12 protein-coding genes are annotated in these 11,127 nt (G+C 74.0%); 2 read left to right on the top strand and 10 right to left on the bottom strand.

The window, feature by feature from the left end; all coding sequences use genetic code 11:
* Nucleotides 1–9 precede the first annotated feature (9 nt).
* Complete coding sequence (tsaB, locus tag ACZ5XZ_RS19080) at nt 10–669, bottom strand: tRNA (adenosine(37)-N6)-threonylcarbamoyltransferase complex dimerization subunit type 1 TsaB (RefSeq protein WP_468979378.1); 660 nt, start codon at nt 667–669, stop codon at nt 10–12.
* Between the two features lie 90 nt (nt 670–759).
* Here tsaB and ACZ5XZ_RS19085 point away from each other — a divergent pair, with 90 nt between their 5' ends.
* Nucleotides 760–1,326 (top strand): hypothetical protein, encoded by a 567-nt coding sequence (locus tag ACZ5XZ_RS19085; RefSeq protein ID WP_468979381.1) that lies wholly within the window; start codon nt 760–762, stop codon nt 1,324–1,326.
* Between the two features lie 39 nt (nt 1,327–1,365).
* Here the strand turns inward: ACZ5XZ_RS19085 and ACZ5XZ_RS19090 are convergent, their stop codons facing one another.
* The 9 genes from ACZ5XZ_RS19090 to ACZ5XZ_RS19130 form a co-directional block, all read right to left on the bottom strand.
* The gene (locus ACZ5XZ_RS19090) at nt 1,366–1,572 is read right to left on the bottom strand and encodes a hypothetical protein (protein WP_468979383.1); all 207 of its coding nucleotides are present in this window, start codon (nt 1,570–1,572) and stop codon (nt 1,366–1,368) included.
* 134 nt (nt 1,573–1,706) lie between these two features.
* Nucleotides 1,707–2,228 carry a tRNA (adenosine(37)-N6)-threonylcarbamoyltransferase complex ATPase subunit type 1 TsaE gene (gene tsaE / locus ACZ5XZ_RS19095; RefSeq protein WP_468979385.1) on the bottom strand — a complete coding sequence of 174 codons (522 nt, stop codon included), beginning with the start codon at nt 2,226–2,228 and terminating at the stop codon, nt 1,707–1,709.
* A 97-nt stretch (nt 2,229–2,325) separates the two neighbouring features.
* The gene (locus ACZ5XZ_RS19100) at nt 2,326–3,684 is read right to left on the bottom strand and encodes an alpha/beta fold hydrolase (protein WP_468979387.1); all 1,359 of its coding nucleotides are present in this window, start codon (nt 3,682–3,684) and stop codon (nt 2,326–2,328) included.
* A complete protein-coding gene (alr, locus tag ACZ5XZ_RS19105) occupies nt 3,681–4,886 on the bottom strand; it encodes an alanine racemase (RefSeq protein WP_468979389.1) in 1,206 nt (401 codons plus the stop codon). The genes ACZ5XZ_RS19100 and alr overlap by 4 nt, the downstream gene beginning before the upstream one ends.
* Nucleotides 4,887–4,944: 58 nt before the next feature.
* Nucleotides 4,945–5,781 carry a L,D-transpeptidase family protein gene (locus ACZ5XZ_RS19110; protein WP_468979392.1) on the bottom strand — a complete coding sequence of 279 codons (837 nt, stop codon included), beginning with the start codon at nt 5,779–5,781 and terminating at the stop codon, nt 4,945–4,947.
* A gap of 109 nt (nt 5,782–5,890) precedes the next feature.
* Nucleotides 5,891–7,315, bottom strand: a complete 1,425-nt coding sequence (locus ACZ5XZ_RS19115; protein ID WP_468979394.1) for an NAD(P)H-hydrate dehydratase — start codon at nt 7,313–7,315, stop codon at nt 5,891–5,893.
* 10 nt (nt 7,316–7,325) lie between these two features.
* A complete protein-coding gene (locus ACZ5XZ_RS19120; protein WP_468979396.1) occupies nt 7,326–7,694 on the bottom strand; it encodes a holo-ACP synthase in 369 nt (122 codons plus the stop codon).
* Nucleotides 7,691–9,538 (bottom strand): glutamine--fructose-6-phosphate transaminase (isomerizing), encoded by a 1,848-nt coding sequence (glmS, locus tag ACZ5XZ_RS19125; RefSeq protein ID WP_468979399.1) that lies wholly within the window; start codon nt 9,536–9,538, stop codon nt 7,691–7,693. The genes ACZ5XZ_RS19120 and glmS overlap by 4 nt, the downstream gene beginning before the upstream one ends.
* Nucleotides 9,539–9,563: 25 nt before the next feature.
* The gene (locus tag ACZ5XZ_RS19130) at nt 9,564–9,842 is read right to left on the bottom strand and encodes a hypothetical protein (RefSeq protein WP_468979402.1); all 279 of its coding nucleotides are present in this window, start codon (nt 9,840–9,842) and stop codon (nt 9,564–9,566) included.
* Between the two features lie 195 nt (nt 9,843–10,037).
* On the opposite strand from ACZ5XZ_RS19130, the gene coaA reads away from it, so the two are divergent.
* Nucleotides 10,038–11,027 (top strand): type I pantothenate kinase, encoded by a 990-nt coding sequence (gene coaA, locus ACZ5XZ_RS19135; protein WP_468979404.1) that lies wholly within the window; start codon nt 10,038–10,040, stop codon nt 11,025–11,027.
* The last annotated feature ends 100 nt before the right edge of the window (nt 11,028–11,127 follow it).

The raw sequence follows: 11,127 nt of genomic DNA on the forward strand, positions 1-11,127 counted from the left end.
GGCGGGCAGTCACTTGGGGGTGACCACCTTGTAGTTGGCGGGCACCTGGGCGTCCGGGCGGCGCAGGTACAGCGGCCGCGGCTCCAGCAGCTCCTGGCCCGCGGCCAGCCTCTCCGCGGCCAGCGCGGCCAGCGCCGCGGCGGACTGGTGCTCGGGCGCCTCGCGCCGCAGACCGGTGAAGACGCTGTCGTAGAGCACCGCGCCCGCGCCCACGGCCGGGACGCCGGCCACCTCGTCGGCGAGGTCGGCGGGGCGGTCGACGGCCGGTTCGGTCAGCCGGGTGCGGGCATCGGCGTAGCGCGCCCAGTAGACCTCCTTGCGGCGGGCGTCGGTGGCCACGACGAAGGGCTCGGTGAGTCCGGCGGCGTAGGCGAGGCCGTCCAGCGTGCACAGGCCGTGGACGGGCACGCCGAGCGCCGCCCCGAACGTGGCGGCGGTCACCAGGCCGACCCGCAGACCGGTGTAGGGCCCGGGGCCCACGCCGACCACGATGTCGCTGACCTCGTCGAGCTTGCGGCCGGCCGCGCCCAGCACCCGGTCGACGGCGGGCAGCAGCAGCTCGCCGTGCCGGCGCGCGTCCACATCGCGGGACTCGGCGAGGACGTCCGTCCCGTCATGGAGCGCGACGGTGACGGCGGGGGTGGCGGTGTCAAGAGCTAGCAGCAGCACGCCCTCAAGCCTACGGCTCGGCCGGCGGTGCCCCGTCCCCTGCTACCGTCGCCCCCGAAGCAGGGGAACGTACGGAAAGGTGGCACAGCGGTGCCCGCTAAGAGCAGCACGATCGTCACCGCGCTGACCGCGGCTGCCGTCGTCGTGGTCGGTTTCCTCGGCTACCAGGCCGCGGCGTCCGCTCCGGACACCCTCGCCCCGGCCCGCAAGGACGGCCACAGCGCGTCCAAGGGGCACTCGGACCGGCCCGGCAAGAAGGACCGGACGCCGGCCGCGGTCCCGGTCCCGGCCGCCTCCGGCAAGGGCCAGCGGGTCGTCTACTCGCTGGGCGGCAAGCGGGTCTGGCTGGTCGACGCCAAGGACCGGGCGGTGCGGACGTTCACGGTCGCGCCGAGCACGGTGCACCCGCGGCTGGGGACGTACACGGTCGGCTCGCGGTCGGTGAGCGTCACGGGCTCGGACGGGATCGCGATCGAGCACGTCGTGCGCTTCACCACCGTCGAAGCCGTCACCGTCGGCTTCAGCGCGGCCGTCGACGGCTCCCGGCCCGACCCGGGCTCGTCGAAGCGGACCGGTGGCATCCGTGAGTCGCGGGAGGACGGCAAGGCGATGTGGGACTTCGCACTGCAGGGCACCAAGGTCGTCGTGGTCGCCTGACCGCGCGCTCGGTCCCGGCTCCTTCTTGGCCCTAACGGGCTACGCGGCGTCGCGCCGCCGGGTGGACGCGGGCTTCTCCTCGCCCTCCGCCGGCCCGTCCGCGGGCCCGGCCGGCTTGCCCTTGCGGGGTGCGCGGGCCTCCTCGGGGGCGTCAGGGGGCGTGGAGACGGCGCTCGCCGCGGCACACGCCGCCAGCAGCTCATTCATCGTCGGCGTCTCGCGCGCATCGTGCTGGTGGGCGGACATGGACGCCTCCCGGGGCTCCTGGGGCAAGCGACAGAAGCTAGGCTCGCTACTTAGGCTGACCTAACTGGGGTCTTCACCCATGTCACCACGTGCGATACCGACTGCGCAACATCTTACCGACGGCTTGTCGGAAACTACGGGACGAGCAGGCCGTCCAGCTCCGTGCCCGACCACCGGGAGCCGAGTCCGGTGACCGTCACCTCGCGCACGTCGTCCACCTCGTCCTCCGGGTGGGGCGCGTCCGCGCCCACCGCGCGGCCGATGACGACGTGCAGCCGGTCGTCGGACAGCTCCTCGACCTTGCCCTCGCCCCACTCCACGACCACCACCGACTCCGGCAGCGAGACATCGAGGTCCAGGTCCTCCATCTCGTCCAGCCCGCCGCCGAGGCGGTAGGCGTCGACGTGCACCAGCGCGGGGCCACCGGTCAGCGAGGGGTGCACCCGGGCGATGACGAAGGTGGGCGAGGTCACGGCGCCACGCACGCCCAGGCCCTCACCGAGGCCGCGGGTCAGCGTGGTCTTGCCGGCGCCCAGCTCACCGGTGAGCAGCACCAGGTCACCGGGGCGCAGCAGCGGGGCCAGCCTGCGGCCCAACTCCTGCATCTGGTCGGGGGACTTGACGGTTACATGGGCGATCGCGCCGGTGGAGCTCATGCCGCAAATGGTACGTCCCGCCCGCCACCCGGCCGCCACCCCGCGCGAACGGCGCGCGGCACCGCCCGTGCGGCGGCGCTCCGCGCGCCCCTCGTCCTCAGGCCCGCGCGTGCCGTGAGCTGCGGGCCGCCGCGCTCGCCCGCTCCACCAGCGACACCAGGTGCTCGTTGACCAGCTCGGGCCGCTCCAGCATCACCAGATGCCCGGCGCCCGGGACGCACACCAGCTCCGCGTCGGGCAGCATCTCGGCGATCGTCCGGCTGTGGTCGGCGGGGGTGATCAGGTCGTTCTCCCCGGCGAGCACCAGCGCGGGCACCGCGTCGTACGCCACCAGCGCCTCGGTCTTGTCATGCACCGCGAACGCCGGGAAGAACTCGGCGACCACGTCGATCGGGGTCGCCTCGATCAGCCGCTCACCGAACCGCGCGATGCCCGGGTCCACCTGCTCGGGCGACCCGAACGAGTACCGCTTGATCAGCCCGGCGAACAGATCGGCGGTGGCCCGCCGCCCGCGCTCGACGATCTCGTGCTGCCAGCCCAGCGCCCTGAGCACGCCCGGCGCGAGCCAGTGGAAGGCCTTCATGCCCATCGACGGCAGCCCGTAGCTGACCTCGCTGAGCCGCCCCGCGGACGTGCCGATCAGGGCCACCCCGACCACCCGCTCCGCGACGAACTCGGGGAACTGGTCGGCCAGCGCCATCACCGTCATCCCGCCCATGGAGTGCCCGACCAGCACGATCGGCCCCTCGGGCACCGCGGCGTCCAGCACCGCCTTCAGATCCCGGCCCAGCAGGTCGATGGCGACCTCTTCGGTGCCGTCGATCTGGCCGTGCCCGCGCGCCGAGCGGCCGTGGCTGCGCTGGTCCCAGTGCACCGTGCGCACCGTGCCGCGCAGCGCGGCGCGCTGGAAGTGCCAGGAGTCCTGGCTGAGGCAGTAGCCATGGCTGAAGACGACCGTGGGGGCCGCCGCCGAGCGCCTCCCCAGCGCCGCCGTAAGCCGCTTGCGCAGACCGCTCTGGGCCTCCTGCGCGGCGCGGGCCTCCTTGCCGCGGGCGGGCTTGGCGGACCGCTCGTGCGGGGCGCCCCTGCCGTTCCTGGCGGCGCCCCTGCCCGGCCGCTCGTCCTTGTCGACGAGCCGGCCGGTCTCCGGGCCCGGCTCGTCGACCTCGTAGTACAGCTCGGTGCCGTCCTCGGCGATCGCCGCGCCCGGTGTGCCGCGCAGCGTGCCGTACGGCCCGGCGGCGTCCAGCGCGAGCCGGGCACGGCGGCGCATACCGCGGCCGACCGTCATCCGCTCTATCGCCACACCGGCCGCGGCACCCGCCGCGACCACGCCGATCGCGGCGCCGGCGACGCCCGCGTGCCGGCCCGCCCTGGCCCAGTTGTTGGCTGCCTCGACCGCCACTTCGGCGGCCGTCTCGACCGCCTGTGCGGCGGCCTCCTTGCCCTCGGTCATGCGGTACCCCCCGTGAGCGCGGTATCTCCCTCGGCTTCTTCGGCTTCTGCTGCTCCGTTCCCTATGCCGCTGTCCACATAGACGCGCGGCACCCGGGTTCCGATCCGTGTGACGATTTCATAGCCGATGGTTCCGGCCGCGCGGGCCCAGTCCTCGGCGGTCGGCTCGCCGCGGTCGCCGGGGCCGAAGAGCACGGCCCGATCGCCCGCCGCGGCGCTGTCGCCGCCCAGGTCGAGGACGAACTGGTCCATCGCGATCCGCCCGGCGACCGTCCGCCACTTGCCGGCGACCAGCACCGGGCCGGTGCCGGAGGCGTGCCGCGGGACGCCGTCGGCATAGCCGAGCGGGACCAGGGCGAGGGTGGTCTCCCCGGGCGTGGTGTACGTGTACCCGTACGACACTCCGTGGCCGCCCGGGACCCGCTTGACCGACGCCAGCGCGGCCTCCAGGGTCATCGCGGGCCGCAGCCCGAAGTCCTGGGAGGTGCCCACCTCCGGGCTGGGCGAGATGCCGTAGACACCGATGCCGGCGCGGACCAGGTCGAAGTGCGCCTCCGGCAGCGTCAGCGTCGCCGGGGTGTTGGCGAGATGCCGCACCTCGGGGCGCAGCCCGGCGGCCTCGGCGGTCTTCAGCGCGTCGTGGAAGGCGGCGAGCTGGACGGCGATCGAGGGGTGGCCGGGCTCGTCGGCGCACGCGAAGTGCGACCAGACGCCGGTGACGGACACGGCGCCCTCCGCCTCGGCGGCGCGGGCCGCGGCGGTCAGCTCCGGCCAGTCGGCGGGCTGACAGCCGTTGCGGCCCAGGCCCGTGTCGACCTTGAGCTGGACCCGGGCGGTGCGGCCGCAGGCGCGGGCCGCGGCGGTCACCTCGCGCAGCGCCCACAGCCCGCTCACCGAGACGTCGATGTCCTGCTCCACGGCCTTTCGCCAGGGGCCGCCCGGCGTCCACAGCCAGCACATCAGCCGCCCGGTGTCGCCGGCCGCGCGCAGCGCGAACGCCTCCTCGGGCAGCGCCGTGCCCAGCCAGCCCGCACCGGCCTCACGGGCGGCGCGCCCACAGCGCACCGCTCCGTGTCCGTAGCCGTCGGACTTGACCACGGCCATCAGCTCTGCCCGGGGTGCGCATGCCCGCAGTGCCTGGACGTTCGACCGCACGGCGGCGAGGTCGACGACGGCACGGGCGCGCTTCGCTGTCTCGTTCATCCCCCTCAGTGTCGCAGGCGACGCCGCGGCACCCGGGGGGACCGGCGCGAAAACGCTCTCATCCGCTGGGCCTGCGCCCCCAGACGTGCACCACGTCGCCGTGCCGGAGGACTTCCCACAGCCGGCTGGCGTCGCGCCAGCCGAGGTTGACGCAGCCGTGCGAGCCGAGCCCCTGGTAGATGTCGTCGTAGACACCGTGCAGCGCCTCCCCGCGGTCGAAGAACTGCGCGAACGGCATCGGCGTGTGGTAGAGGTTCGAGGTGTGGGCCCTTTTCCGTAGATAGATGTGGTACGTACCGGTACGGGTCTCGTTCGTCGGCTGGCCGGATCGGATCGCCACCGGCTCGAAGACCACCCGCCGGCCCTGCTGGACCCACAGCAGCTGCCGGTCCAGGTCGACGCACACGGTCCGCTCGCGGCGCTCGGGGCAGTGCCCGTCCCGGTTGGGGTCCTTCTGGGCCCGCATCAGCCGCAGCATCGCACCGGTCACCGGCCCCGCGAAGCCGCTCGCCGGGGTGATGCGGTGCGCCCGCTGGAAGCGCCGGATCGCCCGGCAGTCCGCCTCGCTCTGCAGCCCGTCCACCGCCCGCCGCAGATAGCGTTCGGCCTGCCGCTGGAAGGGCCCGGTGGAGCCGCTGCAGCTCGCCGCTCTGGCACCCCGCTCCGTCTCGGACCGCGGTACGTCCTCCATGTGCAGCGGCTCCTCGACCGGCGCGTCGGGCGCCTGCGCCGCCCGCACCGGGTCGGGCGTGTGCTGCCGCGGGGCGTGCGCGGCACCGGGAAGCAGGCCGGACGCCGCGTGCGCGGCGGGCGACGGCGCCATGGCCACCGCGGGCGATCCGGCCAGAGCGGGCAGCGAGGCGCAGGCCAGCAGCGCCACCAGGGTGCGTTTCATGCCTTCACGATGCCGCGCCCGGGCCGCCGGACGGCCCGCGCGGCGCGAGGTTCGCCCTGGTGCCCGCGCCATTCCCCCCACAGGGCCTAACGGCCGCGCCGGGCGGCTGTCAGCCCGTCACATCCCGCCAGGCCGCGCCCAGATGGTCCGCGACCTCCGAGGACGAGATCGGCGCGCCGTCCGGCCCGGCGGCCCGGCGCGCCGCGAGGCCGTGCAGATACGCGCCGACCGACCCCGCGTCATGTGCCGTGAGCCCCGCGGCCAGCAGCGACCCGGTCAGCCCCGACAGCACGTCCCCGCTCCCGGCCGTGGCCAGCCAGCCGGTACCCGTGGGGTTGACCCGTACCGGGCCGCCGGCCGCCGCGACCAGCGTCGTGGAGCCCTTGAGCAGCACCGTGGCGGCATAGCGCTCCGCCAGCTCGCGCACCGCCCCCAGCCGCGCCGCCTCGATCTCCTCGCGGCCGCGGCCGAGCAGCGCCGCCGCCTCCCCGGCGTGCGGCGTCAGCAGCGTCTCGGCCGTGCGCCGCCGGATCCGCTGCGGCGTCAGCAGCCGCAGCCCGTCGGCGTCCACCAGCACCGGCACGTCCGACGCCAGCACGTCCTCCAGCGCCCCCGACTCGTCCCCGATGCCCGGCCCGATCACCCACGACTGCACCCGGCCGGCCTTGTCCGGCGGCCCGGCGTGCACCAGCGTCTCCGGGAACCGCGCCAGCACCGCGTCCCTGGCCGGCCCGACGTACCGCACCGCCCCGGCGCCACCGCGCAGCGCACCGGCCACCGCCAGCACCGCCGCACCCGGATAGCGGGCCGATCCGGCGACCACCCCCACCACGCCCCGCCGGTACTTGTCGCTCTCCGCCACCGGGCGCGGCAGCAGCTCCGCCACGTCCGCGTGCTGCAACGCCTCGGCCTCGGCGTCCTCGGGCAGCGTGAGCCCGATGTCGACCAGCCGCAGCGCCCCGGCCCGCTCCCGCGCCGGATCGATCAACAGCCCCGGCTTGTACGCGCCGAACGTCACCGTCGCATCGGCCCGTACGGCCTCGCCGCGCACCTCACCGCTGTCCGCGTCCACCCCGCTGGGCAGATCGACCGCCAGGACCAGGGCCGACTCCCTTGCGGCCCGGGCGAGTTGCGCCGCCTTGGGGCGCAGCCCCCCGCGGCCGCCGATCCCCACGATCCCGTCGACGACCAGATCGGCCCAGGCGATGTCCCGCAGCGGATCGTCCGAAACCCGTCCCCCGGCCCGGCGCAGCGCGGCGAGCCCGCCCTGGTGCGCCCGTTCGGGCGTCAGCAGCACCGCGACCACCCCGGCCCCGCGCCGCGCCAGCCGGGCACCGGCGTACAGCGCGTCCCCGCCGTTGTCGCCGCTGCCCACCAGCAGCACCACCCGGCTGCCGTACACCCGCCCCAGCAAGTCCCCGCAGGCGGCGGCCAGTCCGGCCGCCGCCCGCTGCATCAGGGCGCCTTCGGGCAATCGGGCCATCAGTTCCTGCTCGGCGGCCCGCACGGTCTGAACGCTGTAGGCAGTCCTCATGGCGCCAGTGTCACCCCTCGGCGATCACCACGGCGGAAGCAACCCCCGCGTCATGGCTGAGAGAGACGTGCCACGAGCGCACCCCCAGCGCCTGCGCGCAGCGCTCGACCGTGCCCCGCACCCGCAGCCGGGGCCGTCCGCTGTCCTCGACGTACACCTCGGCGTCGGTCCAGTGCAGCCCGGCCGGCGCGCCGAGGGCCTTGGCGACCGCCTCCTTGGCCGCGAACCGCGCCGCCAAGGAGGCGATCCCGCGCCGCTCACCGCTCGGCAGCATCAGCTCCGCGTCGATGAACAGCCGGTGCGCCAGCTCCGGCGTACGGTCCAGCGCCGCCCCGAAGCGGTCGATCTCTGCGACGTCGATACCCACCCCGATGATCACTCCACCGTCACCGACTTGGCGAGGTTGCGCGGCTGGTCGACCTCGTTGCCGCGGGCGGTGGCCAGCTCGCAGGCGAAGACCTGCAGCGGGATCGTGGACACCAGCGGCTGCAGCAGCACCGGCGTACGCGGGATCCGCACGAGGTGGTCCGCGTACGGCACGACCGCCTCGTCCCCCTCCTCCGCGATCACGATCGTGCGTGCCCCGCGGGCCCGGATCTCCTGGATGTTCGACACGATCTTGTCGTGCAGCACCGACCGCCCGCGCGGCGACGGCACCACGACGACGACCGGCAGATCGTCCTCGATCAGCGCGATCGGCCCGTGCTTGAGCTCGCCGGCCGCGAAGCCCTCCGCGTGCATGTACGCCAGCTCCTTGAGCTTCAGCGCGCCCTCCAGCGCCACCGGATAGCCCACGTGCCGGCCCAGGAAGAGCACCGTGTTCTTGTCGGCGAGGCCGCGCGCCAGCTCCCGTACCGGCTCCATCGTGGCGAGCACCTGCTCGACCTGGGTGCCGATGGCGGCCAGTTCGCGCACCACGTCGCGGATCTCGTCGCCCCACTTCGTGCCCCGCACCTGCGCCACGAACAGCGCCACCAGATAGCAGGCCACCAGCTGCGTCAGGAACGCCTTCGTCGACGCCACCGCGACCTCGGGCCCGGCGTGCGTGTAGAGCACCGCGTCCGACTCCCGCGGAATGGTCGACCCGTTGGTGTTGCAGATGGCCAGCACCTTCGCGCCCTGCTCGCGGGCGTGCCGCAGCGCCATCAGGGTGTCCATCGTCTCGCCGGACTGGCTGATCGCGATCACCAGCGTGTGCCGGTCCAGGATCGGGTCGCGATAGCGGAACTCACTGGCCAGCTCCGTCTCGCACGGGATCCGCGTCCAGTGCTCGATCGCGTACTTGGCGATCATCCCCGCGTGGTACGCCGTCCCGCACGCCACGATGACGACCTTGTCGACCTCGCGCAGCACCTGTGGCGGGATCCGCACCTCGTCCAGCGACAGCACGCCCGAGGCGTCGATCCGCCCCAGCAGCGTGTCCGCGACGGCCTTCGGCTGCTCCGCGATCTCCTTCAGCATGAAGTAGTCGTAGCCGCCCTTCTCGGCGGCCGACGCGTCCCAGTCGACGTGGTACTCGCGGACCTCCGCGGGCGCGCCGTCGAAGTCGGTGACCGTCACCGCGTCCCGGCGCAGCTCCACGACCTGGTCCTGCCCCAGCTCGACGGCCTCGCGGGTATGCGCGATGAACGCCGCGACGTCCGAGGCGAGGAACGCCTCGCCGTCCCCGACGCCCACCACCAGCGGCGAGTTCCGCCGCGCCCCGACCACCACGTCGGGCTCGTCCGCGTGCACCGCGACCAGCGTGAACGCGCCCTCCAGCCGCCGGCACACCTGCCGCATCGCCTCCGCCAGCTCACCGCACGACGAGTAGGCCTCGGCCAGCAGATGGGCGACGACCTCGGTGTCCGTCTCGGACGTCAACTCGTGCCCACGGTCGGTCAGTTCGGCGCGCAGCCCGGCGAAGTTCTCGATGATGCCGTTGTGCACGACCGAGACCCGCCCCGCGTTGTCCAGATGCGGATGCGCGTTCGCATCGGTGGGCCCGCCGTGGGTCGCCCACCGGGTGTGTCCGATCCCGGTCGACCCGGTCGGCAGCGGACGGTCCGCCAGCTCCTTCTCCAGGTTGGCGAGTTTGCCCGCCTTCTTCGCCGCGGCCAGCCCGCCATCGGCCAGCACGGCGACCCCGGCCGAGTCATAACCGCGATACTCCAGCCGCTTCAACCCGGCGAGCACGACGTCAAGGGCGCTCTGCCCACCCACATATCCCACGATTCCGCACATGGAGGCAGCCTACGACGCCCACCGATCAATAACCGCGCTCTATCCGATGCTGCGCCTCGCGCACCGTCTCCAGGAACTCCTCGTCGGCCTCCGCGTCCGCGCCCGGGCCGCTGGGCGGCTCGTAGCGCTCCAGGAAGTCGCAGAGGTCCTCGCCCAGGTCCTCGTCCGGGAGGTCCTCGGCCAACTCGGCGAACACCCGCGCGGCGAAGCCGTCCGAGGCGGTGTCCGCCCCTGCGTCGCCGGCCGTCTGCGTGTTGCTCCCCCAGGTCCGCTGTCCCAGCAGACCGGCTTTACGCGCTCGCACCTGCACCCCCTGTCTCGTCCGCGGCCCGCGAGCCGGGCCGCGCCCCGGTGCCGACCGTACCGGGCAAAATCCCTCGGGTACAGACACGCAGGTAGCGAAGCACCCAAGCCCGCCCCGACTGCCACAAGCCCGTCCCGACGCCCCGGTCGGGCACCCCGAGATGAACGGCGTGTGTCGGCTGCGCACAATGGGCGCGTGCCCCTGACGACCGATCCGCAGCAACGACGCCGCGCCGAGCGCTCGCCGTACGTCGATCTGACGCGCGCGCAGTGGAGCGCCCTGAGGGAGAAGACTCCCCTGCCCCTGACGGCCGACGAAGTCGAACGGCTGCGGGGGCTGGGCGACGTCATCGACCTCGACGAGGTGCGCGACGTCTACCTTCCGCTCTCCCGCCTGCTCAACCTCTACGTCGGTGCGACGAGCAATCTGCGCGGCGCGCTGAACACCTTCCTGGGCGACGCGGGAGGCGGCCAGGGCTCACAGCCCGGCACCCCGTTCGTCATAGGAGTGGCCGGCAGCGTCGCCGTCGGCAAGTCCACCACCGCCCGGCTCCTGCAGGCGCTGCTGGCCCGCTGGCCGGAGCATCCGCGCGTCGAGCTGGTCACCACCGACGGGTTCCTCTTCCCCAACGCCGAGCTGCACCGGCGCGGTCTGATGTCCCGTAAGGGATTCCCCGAGTCCTACGACCGCCGCGCCCTGACCCGCTTCGTGGCGGATGTGAAGTCCGGGAAGGCCGAGGTCAGCGCCCCGGTCTACTCCCACCTGATCTACGACATCGTGCCCGGCGAGCGGCTGACCGTGCACCGCCCCGACATCCTCATCGTCGAGGGCCTGAACGTCCTGCAGCCGGCGCTGCCCGGCAAGGACGGCCGCACCCGCCTCGGCCTCGCCGACTTCTTCGACTTCTCCGTCTATGTCGACGCCCGCACCGAGGACATCGAGCAGTGGTACCTCGGCCGCTTCCGCAAGCTGCGCGCGACCGCCTTCCAGAACCCGTTCTCGTACTTCCGCAAGTACACCCAGGTCTCCGAGGACGAGGCCCTCGACTACGCCCGCATGATGTGGCGCACCATCAACAAGCCCAACCTGCTGCAGAACGTCGCCCCGACGCGCGGCCGGGCGAACCTGGTGCTGCGCAAGGGGCCCGACCACAAGGTGCAGCGGCTGTCGCTGCGCAAGCTCTGAAACGGGGCGGGGGGGGGGGGGGGGGGGGGGGGGGGGGGGGGGGGGGGGGGGGGGGGGGGGGGGGGGGGGGGGGGGGGGGGGGGGGGGGGGGGGGGGGGGG

It is taken from the genome of Streptomyces sp. NPDC033270 (assembly GCF_055576575.1).